Genomic DNA, 15,616 nt, shown 5'->3' on the forward strand with positions numbered 1-15,616 from the left:
CTATAAATTCTTGTAATTCTGCGATCGCCATTTCTAGACGCTGGGTTATCATTGTTCGTTATTAGACAGATATTTTTACCCGTATTATCTCGCAGTCCTTTTCAGAAATCAAATATGATTCCTATATGTCTAATGACAAGTCACTGTGCGTCTACGCTGGACACCAATTTAAATCAATCCTTCCAAGGCGTGTTGCAAATCGTTTGTCACATCAGCAACAGCTTGCCTAGCACCCAAACGATTTTCCTTATACGTTGGGTAACGCTCAGAAATAGATATGGGTTCACCCACAGTAATTTTTACTTTTTGCTTACCCAATTGCGGACGCTGTACACTTTTATCGCCTTTGATTTTAGCAATCATTTGCCATAAAATTAAAGTCGTCTCAGCAAACCTTTCTACTGTTGGATTTTCCCGAATATAATTACCAGAAACTGCCACAAAACTTTCTACTAAACGCATGTGCCACATCCGCGCATTCGCTTCTTCAGCAACGCGATCGCCTAAAGCTCTTTCTACAGCAGAGACTCCTTTGACATCCTTAAATTCTTCTCTAAATATATAATTCCAACCTGCTTGTTCTACCCGCCGACAACGATCGCTCAAACTACCTTTTGACTGCAAATTAAAATACTGTTCTGATATTAACAACGCTGCATTCAACAACGCTTGTAAACGAACTGCTAACGCTTCATTTCTATCTGTAATTTGCCCGTTGACAATCTTGGAATCTGGCAGTTTCTGATGATAAAACCGGGTGTAAAATTCTTCCATGAGCAAAAGTAAATGTTCTGCCAAAGCCAACAACCGAGGATAAAGCGACTCTATAGAAGCATTTTCTGCTGAATTCACAGGTAAACCACTAGCCGCTTCCAATTCACTTAAAAGATTTGCGATCGCACCCCAAGGAGCATCTACGTAACTATATTTAATCCCAACTGGTACAATTAGAACGTGTTCAGGGCGTTCAGCTTTTTGCAAATCTTCAGCACACCAAAAGCCTAATTGGGCAATACCAGGTTCTAGAGGGCTAATATTCTCCGATAAACCATTGGTTGCACCCTCTGGCGCAGCAGCCATTGGGAATTTCCCATTAGCAAACAAGTCACGCGCCGAACGTAATCCCGTCCAGTCAGCTTTACCTCGCTGAATCGGAGTACCACCTAAATGAGAAGCAATCCAGCCAACGTGGGAACCAGCCCAGAGAGGAATGCCGCGATCATAGATAAAATGAGCGTGAATGGGATGTTGTAGTGTTGTACCTTGCGATCGCGCTGTCTTTGGTACAATTTGAGACAGCAAGTAACCCAAACAAAACGGATCGTCTGTTTTCGGATGGCGAAATGCCAGCATAAAACGGATCTTATCCTCCTGAAACTGGCGATAGAGATCCACCAGCACCTCTACGTTGTCTGCTTCAATTTGGGTAATAGGTGTTTGCCAGTTTATCCAACTAGGTAGCAACAGCTGGACAACTCGTAGCAATAAAGGGTTAAACGCGGGGGGAATAAATTCTAAGGGTGCTTGTGCTTGATAAATTACATCTGCCAAAGTAGTTTCTCCTAAAGATTCCCTGATTTTAATCGCCTGATGGTTATTTCTTTTAAGATATCTTAACGGCTGTAATATGCCCTGAGTAATGAAGTCGAGGTAAAACCTGCCTCTTGCGCTGTGCTTGGTACATTACTCAGGTTAGAAAACTAGGATACCTTCTTAGTCTACGCAGATTATTTTAATGAAGCGTACTTACGCAGACTTATAAAGTATTTTCTGCTGCAATGGAACGTGTTGGCAGATAGTGGAGGTTTTGCAACACTTACAAACTTAATAACAAGAAAGACTCAAGCTAAATCCTGGCAATACATTTTCACCCGATAATTGTGTGGGTAGATTTCGCACTTCCGTATCTTGTTTTTGGCGATAAATTTCTACTTGCTGCTGTTGAGGGTTAATTAACCATGCCAATTGCACGCCTGCATCTATATATTCCTGCATTTTGGAACGCAACATTTCCAAATCATCCGTTGCTGACCTTAATTCAATGACAAAATCGGGTGCAATGGGGGGAAATTTACGTCTTTGTTCAGGTGTAAGTACTTGCCAACGTTCTCGTTGAATCCAAGCGGCATCTGGGGAACGGTCAGCACCATTGGGTAATTTGAATATAGTAGAAGAACTGAAGGTAAATCCAAGGCCAGTTTGCCGATTCCAGATTCCCAAATCAATAATTAAATCTGCTTCTCGATTGCCGCTTTCACCTCCAACGGGGGACATGATGATTAATTCTCCCTTGGTAGTGCGTTCAAATTTCAATTCGCGGTTATTTTGACATAAGTGATAAAATTGTTCGTCACTCAGGTGAACAGTGTCTAGTTTTAATGTCAAATGACTCATAACCTAGACCTAGATTAAATAGTTGCAAAGATTATATCATGCCATATCTTAACGGCTGTAAGATGCCGATCGCGCTTGCGCTTTGCGTACCTCGCAGGTTCAAAAACTAGGATACCTTCTGAATGCACCCAGGCGGATGAGGGTTTGTGTGGCCGCGATTTATAATCGCCAGGTGGTTTATAAACAAATTAGAGATTCTGGAAAGGGAATAAACGATGCGACTATCACAAATGTTATTCGTTACACTCCGGGATGATCCAGCTGATGCTGAGATTCCCAGTCATAAATTATTACTCCGTGCAGGTTACATTCGTCGCATCGGTAGTGGTCTTTATGCTTATTTGCCGTTAATGTGGCGGGTACTGCAAAAAGTTTCCCAGATTGTGCGGGAAGAAATGAACGCTACAGGCGCACAAGAATGTCTCTTACCACAATTACAACCTGCTGATTTATGGAAGGAATCGGGACGCTGGGACACTTACACCAAAGCTGAGGGGATCATGTTTTCCCTAATTGACCGCCGCGAGCAACAATTAGGATTAGGCCCAACTCATGAGGAAGTAATCACAGCGATCGCTCGTGATATGATTCGCTCTTATCGCCAGTTACCCCTACACCTCTACCAAATTCAAACTAAATTCCGCGACGAAATTCGTCCCCGCTTTGGTTTGATGCGCGGACGGGAATTTATCATGAAGGACGGCTACTCCTTCCATACCGATGAAGCCAGCCTCAAAGAAACTTACCAGGATATGTATAAAGCCTACAGCAATATCCTGCGACGTTCTGGTTTAGCTTTTCGGGCAGTGGAAGCCGATTCTGGTGCAATTGGTGGTTCTGGTTCCACAGAATTTATGATTTTGGCGGAAGCTGGTGAAGACGAAGTTCTCTACACTGAGGATGGTAAATACGCTGCTAACGTAGAAAAGGCTGTTTCTTTACCAATTGATGCCGAAACCTCACGGTTTACAACTTATGAGAAACGCGATACACCTGGAACAGAAACGATTGAAAAGGTGTGTCAACTCCTCAACTGTTCTCCTACTCAATTGGTGAAAAATGTCCTTTATCAGACAGTTTATGATAATGGTACAACGGTGTTAGTTCTGGTGAACATCCGAGGCGATCAGGAAGTTAATGAGGTCAAGTTGCAAAATGAATTGACTAAATTAGCTTCTGAATATGGCGCTAAAACTATTATTAGTTTGAATGTACCAAATGTAGAAGCCCAGCAAACATGGACAGCTAAATCTCTACCTTTAGGCTACATTGCGCCTGATATCGCAGATGAGTATATTGCTGCTAATAAACAGATCCATCCGAAGTTTTTGCGCTTGGTGGATCAAACAGCCGTTGATTTAAAAAACTTTGTTACAGGTGCGAATGAAGCTGGTTATCACGTAGTTGGTGCTAATTGGGGTGAGCAATTTAAGTTACCAGAGCGAGTAGTAGATATTCGTAAGTCAAGACCAGGCGATCGCGCCATCCATAACCCAGAACAAACCTTACAAAGCGCCCGTGGAATCGAAGCAGGTCACATTTTCCAATTAGGCACTAAATATTCCCAAGCTATGGGAGCAACTTATACCAATGAACAGGGTGAAGAAAAGCCGTTATTTATGGGTTGTTTTGGTGTAGGCGTATCACGACTAGCCCAAGCTGCCGTAGAGCAATCTTATGATAAAGATGGGATTATTTGGCCAGTTGCGATCGCACCCTACCACGCGATCGTCACAATTCCTAACATTAAGGATGCTCAACAAGTCGAAATCGCTCAAAAACTTTACACAGAACTCAATCAAGCAGGAATTGAAACCCTACTCGATGACCGCGATGAACGGGCTGGAGTGAAATTTAAAGATGCTGACTTGATTGGCATCCCTTACAGAATTGTAACCGGGCGGGCGATCGCTAATGGCAAAGTCGAAGTTGTAGAAAGAGCCACCCGTAAATCTCAAGAAATAGTCATTGATGAAGTTACCACTACACTCCAACAATGGATTACCGCCGCAATTGAGGTAAAAAATTAAACCATAGGCGCTTCTCTACGAGACGCTACGCGTAGCTTGCTTCCACGTTCGCGTAGCGTCCCGCAGGGAAGGGACGCAGAGGAATAAATACTTGACTTTGCGTTCCTCTGCTTTGTAAATTTAATCTTCAATCATCTCCAAAAAGAATGAGATTTACATAATTTGGTAGGTGACGGATTAGAAATAGAAATTCTAAAATTGAACCAGGGACTTACAGAATTAAAATAATCGCCTTTTGAGGCATAAAGTCTCCTCCAGGTTTCGGGAAACTCTCTACTTGTAAGTATCGTCTTTAACCAGGCTGCTCCTCACATAACTACCATATCAGCCCTCAGTTAGGAAGGTTTTGAACATGAAAGACCAACAAGGATCTAATCGTATTTCTTCAGGCGCAATTGCAGCTGTTTCAGCAGTGGTTGTAGCGGTGGGTGGCGGTGTGGCTTGGTTTACTACACACTCCAGCAATCCTCCCACACCGTCAAACCCCTCTGGGCGCATCGCTCAACCAGCACAGCCATCAACTAGGCAGCCAGCTAACGAGCAAACCCCTAATGTTTATTGGCTCAGACCAAAAGACAAAAGTGTTGCTTTGGTTCCCCAACCTGTTAAAGTCGCTTCTATACGAGCCAACCAGCCTTTAGAAGCAGCTTTCCAAAGTTTATTGGCAGGGCCGACAGAAGGAACAGATTCCACAACTATCCCCAAAGGAACTAAGCTGTTGGGACTGAAATCAGACAATGACGAAGTTCACGTTAATTTATCTGAAGACTTTACCAGTGGTGGTGGTAGCACATCAATGATGGGTCGCGTCGGACAAGTTGTTTATACTGCGACAAGTTTAAATCCTAAAGCCAAGGTTTACATTGACGTGAACGGCAAACCATTGGATGTTTTAGGGGGTGAAGGCGTAGAGTTACAACAGCCACTAACTCGTGAAAGCTTTGAGAAAAATTATCAGCTTTAGTTCTTGGTCATTGGTCATTGGTCATTGGTCATTAGCAAAGGACAAATGACAAAGGACAAATGACAACTGACCTAACGTTTGCTATTTAACACACGAAAATTACGGGCTTGCTCCTCTAACCTTGTGGCCAGGCGATCGCAAACCCGATTACACAAATCAAAAATCATTTCATCTTCCACCCGGTAATAGGCGCAAGTTCCTTCACTGCGGCGGCTAAGGATACCTGCTTGCCACATTACCTTCAGGTGTTTTGACACATTTGCCTGAGAAGTCTGTGTTGCCTCTACCAACTCTTGCACGCATTTTTCTTCATCCCGTAATAAGTGGAGCAGCCGCAAGCGCATCGGCTCACTTAACAGGCTGAAGTATTCAGCTACTTGTTGCACCACTTCTGGCGGTAAAGGCAACGTTTGTTTCATCAGGATTAACCCGCAAGGACTGAAGTTTTAACGATGACTCATTTCAGATGACTCATTTGATATATAGATTAATACTTAATCGGGGTTAATTCGCATCAAAGGTTGACCATATTCTACAGCGTCACCATTTTGGAGAAGAATTTCCATCACCTGTCCAGAGACTTCGGCTTCGATTTCATTCATCAGCTTCATGGCTTCAATGATACAGACGGTTTGGCCCTTGCGGACGCGATCGCCAACTTCCACAAATGCCGCTTCCCCAGGTGCAGGAGCGCGATAAAACGTTCCTACCATTGGGGAAGGCACTTCTACTAATCTCTGATCAATGATTGAGGGAGCATTTACTGACAACTGCAATTGTGTGCTAGTACCAGTATTCTCAAACACGCGAGATGTGGACACCTCCGTTACCTGACTCGCGTTCACCTGGTTTCCTCCAGATGAACCCGATGTCAAGCCAGAACCTACCACACCGCCGAAGGTTGCTTGACCTACCGACAACATCTGATTGCTGACGCTCACAGCCTTACGGACTGTTAGTTCAAAATCATCGCTTTTGAGCGTGACTTCTGCAATATCTGTTTGTGCGATAGTTGCCAATAGTTGGCGGATTTCATTAAAGTCCAATGGCACAGTTTTTATTACCTCGACCTATCCGTAAATTAGCATCTTAAGTGTGGCAGGGATTAAATCCAGATGTAGGGATTTCAATCGGGAGCAAACATCTCCATAGAGATGAAAGTTATTCCCTGCTGATATATTTATCTTCCTGGGTATCAACTTTGATGCGTTCTCCTTGGGAAATAAACAAAGGAACCATCACAATTGCACCGGTTTCCAAAGTTGCTGGTTTTGAGCCACCGGTAGCAGTGTCACCTTTTAAGCCTGGATCTGTTTGTACAATTTCCAGAACCACAGACTTAGGCAATTCTACTCCCAGCACCTGGTCGCCCCACTTAATAACTTCAGCTTCCATACCTTCCTTCAGGTATTTGACGCGATCGCCAATTTGTGCGCGGGTCAATCTGCCTTCTTCGTAGGTTTCCATATCCATAAAGACGAACTCATCGCCCTCTTTATAGGTATGCTGCATCGTGCTTTTTTCTAAAGTAGCTTGGGGCACAGTTTCCCCAGCTCGGAACGTTTTTTCCATCACGCTCCCACTTTGGACATTTTTTAACTTAGTTCGGACAAAGGCGGAACCTTTGCCTGGTTTGACGTGCAGGAATTCAAGCACTCGCCATACAGACCCATCTAATACAATTGAAACACCGGGTCGAAAGTCGTTACTGGAGATCATGAAACTTTCAAATTTTGGAAGACAATCGGCATTTATTGTACCCTTCTAGAGTCGTCATTGGGCATTTGTCATTAGTCATTTATCATTTGTCATTTGTACTGAGCGTATCGCTAAAGCGAAAGCTTCGCTAACGCGTAGCGTCTCCAAGAGTTGTCGAAGTATTTGTCATTTATCCTCCGCCCTTAACGTGGGAAGATTATTGATGGGTTACGTCCAGTCAACAATTTAATGCTGCATTTGAGTTATCCCATGCTTAACTTATTAAAATCCTGGCTGAAGAACAGCCTAATGGCAATACTGCTGGTAACAATATTTTTAGGCATAACTACAGCTGGGTGGACTCCCTCCAGTAGCGCCGCGCTGCCAGCCGGCAACGCAATTACCGACGGCAAGGCTTTGTTGCGGTATGCACTCCCGATAGATAACAAACCTGTACGGCAACTACAAGCCAGTTTAGAGGACATCTCTGCCCAACTGCGGGCTAATCGGCGATGGGGTGCTATTTCCAAAGACATCAGCAAAGCATCCCGAATTCTCGATAAACCCTCCCAAATCTTAACAAGCGTTCCCACAGAACGCCAACCCCAAGCAGAAGCTTGGATTACCGAGTTGAAATCTGGGGTGGGTAAATTAGAAGAATTGGCGAAGAACAAAGATAAAGAACAAATTCTGCAAGAGAGAGGCAAACTTCTAAATCTTGTGACTCAGATAGAAGAGTCAATGGTGAAAGAATTCCCCTTTGAAGTACCTGCCCAATACAGTAATCTGCCACAACTTAAAGGTCGTGCTACTGTAGAATTTAAAACTAACAAAGGCGATTTGACCGTTGTGGTAGATGGTTATAGCGCCCCTATTACTGCTGGTAATTTTGTAGATTTAGTGCAGAGGGGTTTTTACAATGGCTTAGAGTTTACCCGTTCTGAAGAATCTTACTTTCTGCAAACTGGAGATCCCGCAGGTAAAGATGTAGGTTTCATTGATCCCAAGACGGGCGAATATCGCGCTATTCCCTTAGAAGTTCTAGTTCAGGGTGATAAAGCACCTACTTATGGGATTACGCTAGAAGAAGCTGGTCGTTACGTTGATATGCCAGTTCTACCTTTTTCTGCTTTTGGTGCAGTAGTCATGGCTCGCCCTGAAAGTGAAGTGAATGGTGGTTCTTCGCAATTCTTCTTCTTTTTGTTTGAACCAGAACTTACCCCCGCCGGACGCAACCTATTAGATGGTCGCTATGCCGTTTTTGGCTATCTCACCGAAGGCAAGGAAGTTTTGGATAAACTGAAGGCGGGTGACAAAATTGAATCGGCAAAAGTCGTTCAAGGAATAGAAAATCTGGTTGAACCGCAAGCAGCATAAGAAGAGAGCAGGGGGAGAATAATTCCTGTACAGACGCGATTAATCGCGTCTCTCCTAACTCCCCTGATTTAGATTCCCGGCGCTGAATACTTGATCAACTGCGATCGCTAATTCTGGAAAAGTCCGTGATACAATTTCTTGAGTACCAGTAAAAACTGTTTCTTCGTAAAATCCATCTTCCAGTAGTAACACTGAAACTTTTGCTTCCAGTGGGTCTACAATCCAATATTCAGAAACCTCTAAGGCCGCATATTCAGAACGCTTATGACGATAATCCCGTTTAACCGACTCTGGACTGACCACCTCAACAATTAGTAACGGCGGTGACTGAAATACTGCTGAGGCATTCAACAATTCCCTGGCTTGCTCAAGCGTCACCACACACAAATCAGTCAACCTAGATTTATTTCTCCCCGTTCTCACTCCACTTTCTCTAAAACACAGCCAAGGTGAGCTACAACGTTTTATTTCTGCTTTGAAAGCAGTATCCAAAAAATCGACAATCAGAAAATGTTCAATAGTAGGTGGGTTCATTAGCTCTAGCTTGCCATCCACCAGTTCGTAATGAAAACCGTTGCCATCATCATAAGTTAAGTACTCCTCAAACGTGATGCTGGTTACTGGTGTTGTTACCATCCCAAGTGACCCCTAGACGATATTTTTATATTAAACAGTAAAGCAAATCATCAGTTTTCTTAGTAATTTTGCAACACGGAAAACCGATTGTGAACAGTGAGTTATCTTCTCAACAAGTCAAAGATATTGGCGAACAAGGTCTTTTAGAAAGATTACAGCGCTTCTGTCCTCCAGAAATTATCGGTGATGATGCCGCAGTACTTGAAACTGCACCAGGCAAATCTTTGGTAGTGACTACAGATGTACTGGTTGATGGCGTACATTTTAGCAACCTCACCACTTCCCCAGAAGATGCTGGTTGGCGAGCTGCTGCTGCCAATTTATCAGATTTAGCTGCAATGGGTGCTTCTCCATTGGGAATCACTGTCGGGTTGGGACTCCCCGGTGAACTTAGGGTGAGTTGGGTAGAACGCTTATACCAAGGAATGACAGAATGCCTGCAAAAATACAATACCCCAATTGTCGGGGGCGATGTGGTGCGATCGCCTGTGACGACTTTGGCAATTACCGCTTTTGGTCAAGTTAACCCTAATCAAATTATCCGTCGTTCTGCTGCTGTAGTGGGAGATGCGATCGTTGTTACAGGCGTTCATGGAGCCTCCCAAGCTGGCTTAGAACTGCTTTTACATCCCCAATCAGGACAAAACCTCAAAGATGTAGAACGCACGGCACTAATCCGCGCACACCAGCGCCCACAGCCACGATTAGATGTCTTACCAATCCTCTGGAAAATTTTAGCATCCCCATCTCCCATACCCATTGCCGGTATGGATAGCAGCGATGGTTTGGCAGATGCAATTATCCAAATCTGCCGCGCTAGTGGTGTTGGCGCTATCCTAGAACGCAGACAAATTTCCATGCCAGCAGCTTTTGACCATTGGCTAACAGAAGAGCAAGCACTAGCTTATGCTCTATACGGTGGTGAAGACTTTGAATTAGTGCTTTGCTTGCCACAAGAGTCAGCATTAGCCTTAGTACGAAATCTTGGTCAAGGTGCTGCGATCGTCGGCAAGATTACACCCGGATCAACAGTACTATTGCACGACGAACAAAAAAAATTCCCTGACCAAGTTCTGAGCCTTAGCCAGGGATTTCAGCATTTTAGTCAATAGTCCTTTGTCTTTTGTGAAAAACTAATAACCAATGACTAATGACAAATTATTGCCACTTCTCAGCGACCAATTCTGCCAAATCCAAAACTCGTTGGCTGTAACCCCACTCGTTGTCATACCACGCCATAACTTTTACTAAGTCATTGCCCATAACCAAAGTCAAGCTAGAATCAACAATCGAAGAAGCATCGCTACCTTGATAATCGGAAGATACCAGTTCTAGTTCGCTATAGTCCAAAATGCCTTTAAGTGGGCCTTCAGCAGCATCTTTGAGAGCTTGGTTAACTTCTTCAGTAATAGTACGCTTCTCAACCTGAACTACGAAATCTACCATTGAGACGTTCGGGGTTGGTACGCGCAAGGCAACGCCATTTAGCTTGCCTTTCAGGTCTGGGATAACCAGCGCCACTGCTTTTGCTGCACCAGTGGAGGTGGGTACAATGTTTATCGCTGCGGCCCTCGCCCGTCGCAAATCCCGGTGAGAAGCGTCTAGCAAACGCTGGTCGCCTGTATAGCTGTGGGTGGTGGTCATCGTACCTTTGATGATGCCGAACTTATCGTTCAACACCTTGGCAATTGGTGCCAAACAGTTGGTAGTACAACTAGCGTTACTGATAATGTTGTGTATGTTGTGGTCATAATCATGATGATTCACACCAACCACAAAAGTGCCATCCTCGTTTTTACCAGGAGCGGTAATCAGAACTTTCTTGGCTCCAGCATTCACATGCTTTAGCGCTCCTTCTTTGCTAGTAAATACGCCTGTTGCTTCGATAATTAGGTCAATTCCCCAATCTCTCCAGGGCAACTTTTCTGGGTTGCGATCGGATACGCACTTAATGGTCTTACCGTTAACGATGATAGAGTTATCATCGGCACTAATCTCAGCACCTTTGATCTTACCTAGCATCGAGTCATACTTCAGCAGGTGAGCATTGGTTCTAGGGTCTGACGTGTCATTAATAGCGACAAGATCAATTTTGCTATTCTCTCTACCCACCCAGCAACGCGCAAAGTTACGTCCAATCCGCCCGAAACCGTTGATTGCAACTCTAATCACAGTGTCTTGCCCTCTGTATTTATGCTTATATGTTGATATCGTTGACCCCAATCATATCGCAAAGGGGGGGGGCACTCATAACCATAAAGTGTTAGGTCAATAAAAAAACACATAATTTATTCAGATTTGTTCGAGTACAAACTGTTGTTAGTGATATATGATCTGACCGCTTCCGGTACTAAATAACGAATTGACTGGCGTTCGCGACACAATTTGCGAATTAGACTTGACGAAACTCCTACTAAAGGTATATTCAGGAGTTGCCAGTAAATGGTATATGACTGCTCCCTCAGTTGTTGCTCCACTTGCTTGCAGATTAATTTGCTTTGAGTTATAGTCTCACCACCTAGCAGTCGGGGTGCGATTAACCAATCACACATTTGTGCTAGTTCGTGTCCACGGTACCAACGAGGTAAGGTTTGGAAAGTATCCAAGCCCACAATCCAGTACCAGTGAGTATTTGGGTAACAAGCAGATAAGTCAATCAGAGTGTTAATGGCATAAGAAGTCCCAGAGTGATTTGCCTCCACTAGGGAGACAGTAAACGCTGGGTTATCTTTTATGGCTAATTGCAGCATTTCCACGCGATGCTCAAACAAAGCTGCTTCTTTATGAGGAGGATTTAGGGATGGCACCCAAATTACCTTTTCAAGAGATACTTCTTGCATTGCTGTCTCGGCTACGAGCAGGTGTCCCCAGTGAATTGGATCAAATGTGCCACCAAAAATTGCTAGTTGCTGCATCCAGTTATGCCTGGGTTTTATGCAATTGAAAAATAGTTTCATTACCAATGTACTATTGTAGTCAATTCACGGCTAAACTTGATGCAATTTCAAATCAGTTTCACTAAACAATGTATTATGTAGCCAATTCCAGTAAGGTAGACAAAAATATGTATTTGACATTACAAGAATTTCTTTCCCGATGTAGCCAAAATTTTCAGAATAATCTTAACAACAGTTCAGAAATAGTAAAAACCTCCAACCAAGGTAAAATCATTCTGAACACGCAAAACCAGACCAGAAACAACATCTGGGCATTAAACATAAATACGATATAGGAGTAGTTACGGTAAAAATCAAATTCCTGTTATGATACGCGTGTCATTTGTGATTATGGTGTGGTGTGGTGTAAGAGGAGCAATAAATGACTAATTCTGTAGATTTTAGTGGTAGACCATTTCATTTTATTGGCATCGGCGGCATAGGTATGTCTGCTCTGGCATACGTTCTCGCCAAGCGTCAATTTCCAGTATCAGGTTCGGATCTTCGTCCAAACCACATGACGCACAAATTGGAATCTATCGGTGCCCATATTTTTGGTAGACAAGAGGCAAGTAATCTCGAATTCTTTCGTCCTCAAGTATTAAATTCACAAGAACAATTACCTGCTGATACTAAGTCAAAATTACCTCAAGTCATTTGTTCAACAGCAATTAACACTAATAATTTAGAATACAAAGCAGCGTTGGAATTAGGTTGTCCAATTTTGCATCGATCAGATGTACTAGCCGCCTTAATTTCCGATTACTACAGTATTGCAGTGGCAGGAACACACGGCAAAACTACAACCAGTAGCATGATTGGTTATATGCTTCTGGAAGCAGGTCTAGACCCAACGATTTTAGTAGGTGGCGAAGTCAATGCTTGGGAAGGTAATGCTCGATTGGGACAAAGCCAATATTTGGTAGCCGAAGCAGACGAATCTGATGGTTCTTTGGTAAAACACGCTCCAGAAATTGGCATCATCACCAATATTGAACTTGATCATCCTGACCATTACGATACATTAGAAGAAGTAATTGACATCTTCCAGACATTTGCTAAGGGTTGTAAAACTTTAATAGGTAGTATTGACTGTGCGACAGTGCGCGATCGCTTACAACCCACAATCAGCTACAGCTTACACTCAGATACCAACGCTGACTACACCGTTACTAATATTGATTATCGTGCTGATGGCACCACGGCTCTAGTTTGGGAAAAAGGCAAAGCCTTGGGCGTGTTGAAGTTGCGGCTGCTCAGTCGGCACAATCTCAGCAATGCTCTAGCAGCAGTAGCTGTTGGTCGCGCCTTGGGCTTAGAATTTGGAGCGATCGCCAAAGGTATTGCAACCTTTGAAGGAGCAAGACGACGCTTTGAGCTGCGGGGTGAAGTTGATGGTATTACCTTCATTGATGACTATGCTCATCATCCTAGCGAGATTCGCGTTACTCTCGCCGCCGCACGTTTACAGGCAAGACCAGGACAAAGAGTGGTTGCTATCTTCCAACCCCATCGCTATAGCCGAACACTGACCTTTTTAGAAGAATTTGCCGAGTCCTTTACCCATGCTGATTTGGTTGTGCTGACTGATATTTACAGTGCAGGCGAACCCAACTTAGGGCAAATTACTGGTGAACAGCTAGCAGAGGAAATTGCTAAACAGCATTCCCAGGTAGTTTATCAACCAACTTTACCCTCAGTGCGTGAGTACTTGTTAAAAACATTACGCCCAGGAGACTTGGCGCTGTTTTTAGGAGCTGGGAACTTGAATCAGGTGATTCCTGAAGTAATTACTGCACTTTGCGAACCTGCTAAAGCCACATCTTAAGTGGAGACTTTGCAAAGTTTCGTTTCTGAGCAAAGCGCCCGTCTAGCAACGGTTCCATCTATGAACTCTATTACCGTATCTTTGCGGTAAATTAATGTAAAAATTTTACCAATATAAAGTAAAAATGACCATTTCCCAGGCAGCTGGAAACGTCTGCACAGTTTCTGCTTTGAATACAAAGAAACATCAAACAACTAATTCGGTGGATAGTGAAGTAATTTACTTACCAAATACTGATTGTGCAATCAAGCCCCAGGCTTGCTTGTCAGCCTTTACTTCCTATAGGGTTGGAGGAGCAGCTGATTTGTATGTTGCCCCCCGAAACTTAGAAGCACTGCAAGCCAGTCTTAAATACGCAAAAGAACGTGATTTAAAGGTGACAACACTGGGAGCCGGTTCTAACCTCCTGGTGAGCGATGGCGGTATATCAGGCTTAGTCATTGCAACTCGTCACCTCCGCTTCAGCAACTTTGACCCCCAAACTGGTCAATTAACCGTTGCTGCTGGAGAATCAATTCCCAGTTTGGCATGGGCCGCAGCAGAATTAGGATGGCAAGGATTGGAGTGGGCTGTTGGCATCCCTGGAACAGCCGGAGGTGCTGTGGTGATGAATGCAGGGGCACATAATAGCTGTATCGCAGATATGTTAGTTAGTGCCGAGGTACTTTCACCCAATGGCACGCTAGAAACTCTTACCCCGGAACAGTTAGGTTATAGCTATCGGACTTCCTTATTGCAAGGTGGCGATCGCATAGTCACCCAAGCCACCTTACAACTCGCGCCAGGTGCAGACCCAGCAAAAGTTGTAGCAATCACCAAAGAACACAAAAAGCATCGCTTAAGCACCCAACCGTACAACTTCCCTAGCTGTGGGAGTGTGTTTCGCAATCCCAAACCTTACAGTGCTGGCTGGTTAATTGAGCAAACTGGTCTCAAAGGCTACCAAATTGGTGGAGCGCAAGTAGCACTACTCCATGCTAATTTCATCGTTAACCGGGGTGGGGCCAAAGCTAGTGACATTTTTTGTCTCATTCGCCACATCCAACATCAGGTGCAAGAACGTTGGTCTATTAATTTAGAGCCAGAAGTCAAAATGCTCGGAGAGTTTCAAGGTGCTTGCTGAAACTTTCAATTCCGGGGATGGGGATTGGGAACTAGGCATATCAGTAAAGATGTGTCATAACTAATGCTCAGTGCCCAATTCCCAGATGCATTAATTATTGGTAAAAAAAGAGGCAAATTACTTACCGCATCTATAATTGAATTTGATTTGTTATTCAACGCACAAGCGTACAAATAATTATGACAGGAAAAGGACAGGGATTTGGCTTTGGCTTAGGAAAAATGAAGGAACTAGCCGATGCTTTTAAGAAAGCACAGCAAGTTCAAGAAGGTGCAAAGCGACTCCAAGAAGAATTGGAGCAAATGGAGATTCTAGGAGAATCTGGCGGTGGTCTGGTGAAGGTGATTGTCAGTGGGAACCAAGAACCCAAGCGGGTAGAAATCTCTCCAGAAGCTCTTGCAGAAGGTGCAGAAGTACTTTCCGATCTCGTGACGGTGGCAATGAAAGAAGCCTACAACAAGTCCACAGCAACAATGCGGGAACGCATGGAAGAATTAACCAGTGGGTTGGAGTTACCTGGATTTTAGTCATTGGTCATTAGTCATTGGTGAGCCAGTGCGGTCTTCTCCCAAAGGAAGAGGCTAGCGCCAAGGGGGTTTCCCCCATGAGCAACTGGTGTTAGCGACGCAG

15 protein-coding genes are annotated in these 15,616 nt (G+C 44.0%); 7 read left to right on the top strand and 8 right to left on the bottom strand.

Annotated features, from left to right (window positions below):
* Nucleotides 1-168: 168 nt before the first annotated feature.
* Complete coding sequence (locus IQ274_RS25300) at nucleotides 169-1,551, bottom strand: 1-acyl-sn-glycerol-3-phosphate acyltransferase (RefSeq protein ID WP_194143837.1); 1,383 nt, start codon at nucleotides 1,549-1,551, stop codon at nucleotides 169-171.
* Between the two features lie 273 nt (nucleotides 1,552-1,824).
* Nucleotides 1,825-2,394, bottom strand: a complete 570-nt coding sequence (locus IQ274_RS25305; protein ID WP_163926986.1) for a Uma2 family endonuclease — start codon at nucleotides 2,392-2,394, stop codon at nucleotides 1,825-1,827.
* A 215-nt stretch (nucleotides 2,395-2,609) separates the two neighbouring features.
* On the opposite strand from IQ274_RS25305, the gene IQ274_RS25310 reads away from it, so the two are divergent.
* Complete coding sequence (locus IQ274_RS25310) at nucleotides 2,610-4,424, top strand: proline--tRNA ligase (protein ID WP_163926987.1); 1,815 nt, start codon at nucleotides 2,610-2,612, stop codon at nucleotides 4,422-4,424.
* A 352-nt stretch (nucleotides 4,425-4,776) separates the two neighbouring features.
* Complete coding sequence (locus IQ274_RS25315; RefSeq protein WP_163926988.1) at nucleotides 4,777-5,388, top strand: GerMN domain-containing protein; 612 nt, start codon at nucleotides 4,777-4,779, stop codon at nucleotides 5,386-5,388.
* A gap of 71 nt (nucleotides 5,389-5,459) precedes the next feature.
* On the opposite strand, the gene IQ274_RS25320 is transcribed toward IQ274_RS25315, so the two are convergent.
* From IQ274_RS25320 to efp, 3 genes are all read right to left on the bottom strand, one after another.
* Entirely contained in the window at nucleotides 5,460-5,807 is a 348-nt protein-coding gene (locus IQ274_RS25320) for an ArsR/SmtB family transcription factor (protein WP_012407243.1), read from the bottom strand.
* A 75-nt stretch (nucleotides 5,808-5,882) separates the two neighbouring features.
* Entirely contained in the window at nucleotides 5,883-6,440 is a 558-nt protein-coding gene (gene accB, locus IQ274_RS25325; RefSeq protein WP_114083703.1) for an acetyl-CoA carboxylase biotin carboxyl carrier protein, read from the bottom strand.
* Between the two features lie 109 nt (nucleotides 6,441-6,549).
* Complete coding sequence (gene efp / locus IQ274_RS25330) at nucleotides 6,550-7,107, bottom strand: elongation factor P (RefSeq protein ID WP_114083704.1); 558 nt, start codon at nucleotides 7,105-7,107, stop codon at nucleotides 6,550-6,552.
* A gap of 249 nt (nucleotides 7,108-7,356) precedes the next feature.
* Here efp and IQ274_RS25335 point away from each other — a divergent pair, with 249 nt between their 5' ends.
* Entirely contained in the window at nucleotides 7,357-8,463 is a 1,107-nt protein-coding gene (locus IQ274_RS25335) for a peptidylprolyl isomerase (protein WP_163926989.1), read from the top strand.
* Between the two features lie 54 nt (nucleotides 8,464-8,517).
* On the opposite strand, the gene IQ274_RS25340 is transcribed toward IQ274_RS25335, so the two are convergent.
* On the bottom strand, nucleotides 8,518-9,099 hold the full coding sequence (locus IQ274_RS25340) for a Uma2 family endonuclease (RefSeq protein WP_163926990.1): 582 nt from the start codon (nucleotides 9,097-9,099) through the stop codon (nucleotides 8,518-8,520).
* Between the two features lie 89 nt (nucleotides 9,100-9,188).
* On the opposite strand from IQ274_RS25340, the gene thiL reads away from it, so the two are divergent.
* A complete protein-coding gene (thiL, locus tag IQ274_RS25345) occupies nucleotides 9,189-10,211 on the top strand; it encodes a thiamine-phosphate kinase (RefSeq protein ID WP_194143838.1) in 1,023 nt (340 codons plus the stop codon).
* Between the two features lie 46 nt (nucleotides 10,212-10,257).
* On the opposite strand, the gene IQ274_RS25350 is transcribed toward thiL, so the two are convergent.
* A complete protein-coding gene (locus tag IQ274_RS25350; RefSeq protein ID WP_163926992.1) occupies nucleotides 10,258-11,271 on the bottom strand; it encodes a type I glyceraldehyde-3-phosphate dehydrogenase in 1,014 nt (337 codons plus the stop codon).
* Nucleotides 11,272-11,387: 116 nt separating this feature from the next.
* On the bottom strand, nucleotides 11,388-12,014 hold the full coding sequence (nadD, locus tag IQ274_RS25355) for a nicotinate (nicotinamide) nucleotide adenylyltransferase (protein WP_194143839.1): 627 nt from the start codon (nucleotides 12,012-12,014) through the stop codon (nucleotides 11,388-11,390).
* A gap of 403 nt (nucleotides 12,015-12,417) precedes the next feature.
* On the opposite strand from nadD, the gene murC reads away from it, so the two are divergent.
* The 3 genes from murC (at nucleotide 12,418) to IQ274_RS25370 (ending at nucleotide 15,513) form a co-directional block, all read left to right on the top strand.
* Nucleotides 12,418-13,863, top strand: a complete 1,446-nt coding sequence (gene murC / locus IQ274_RS25360) for a UDP-N-acetylmuramate--L-alanine ligase (RefSeq protein WP_194143840.1) — start codon at nucleotides 12,418-12,420, stop codon at nucleotides 13,861-13,863.
* 124 nt (nucleotides 13,864-13,987) lie between these two features.
* A complete protein-coding gene (gene murB / locus IQ274_RS25365) occupies nucleotides 13,988-14,986 on the top strand; it encodes a UDP-N-acetylmuramate dehydrogenase (protein ID WP_114083710.1) in 999 nt (332 codons plus the stop codon).
* Between the two features lie 179 nt (nucleotides 14,987-15,165).
* Complete coding sequence (locus IQ274_RS25370; RefSeq protein WP_163926995.1) at nucleotides 15,166-15,513, top strand: YbaB/EbfC family nucleoid-associated protein; 348 nt, start codon at nucleotides 15,166-15,168, stop codon at nucleotides 15,511-15,513.
* Nucleotides 15,514-15,616 lie beyond the last annotated feature (103 nt).

This window comes from Nostoc sp. LEGE 12447, from assembly GCF_015206985.1.
Lineage (GTDB): Bacteria > Cyanobacteriota > Cyanobacteriia > Cyanobacteriales > Nostocaceae > Nostoc.

Coding starts and splice junctions, on each gene's coding strand:
- nadD (WP_194143839.1), bottom strand. CDS start 12,014: ATGCAGCAACTAGCAATTTTTGGTGGCACATTTGATCCAATTCACTGG.
- IQ274_RS25305 (WP_163926986.1), bottom strand. CDS start 2,394: ATGAGTCATTTGACATTAAAACTAGACACTGTTCACCTGAGTGACGAA.
- efp (WP_114083704.1), bottom strand. CDS start 7,107: ATGATCTCCAGTAACGACTTTCGACCCGGTGTTTCAATTGTATTAGAT.
- IQ274_RS25370 (WP_163926995.1), top strand. CDS start 15,166: ATGACAGGAAAAGGACAGGGATTTGGCTTTGGCTTAGGAAAAATGAAG.
- IQ274_RS25315 (WP_163926988.1), top strand. CDS start 4,777: ATGAAAGACCAACAAGGATCTAATCGTATTTCTTCAGGCGCAATTGCA.
- murC (WP_194143840.1), top strand. CDS start 12,418: ATGACTAATTCTGTAGATTTTAGTGGTAGACCATTTCATTTTATTGGC.
- IQ274_RS25310 (WP_163926987.1), top strand. CDS start 2,610: ATGCGACTATCACAAATGTTATTCGTTACACTCCGGGATGATCCAGCT.
- IQ274_RS25340 (WP_163926990.1), bottom strand. CDS start 9,099: ATGGTAACAACACCAGTAACCAGCATCACGTTTGAGGAGTACTTAACT.
- IQ274_RS25335 (WP_163926989.1), top strand. CDS start 7,357: ATGCTTAACTTATTAAAATCCTGGCTGAAGAACAGCCTAATGGCAATA.
- IQ274_RS25320 (WP_012407243.1), bottom strand. CDS start 5,807: ATGAAACAAACGTTGCCTTTACCGCCAGAAGTGGTGCAACAAGTAGCT.
- murB (WP_114083710.1), top strand. CDS start 13,988: ATGACCATTTCCCAGGCAGCTGGAAACGTCTGCACAGTTTCTGCTTTG.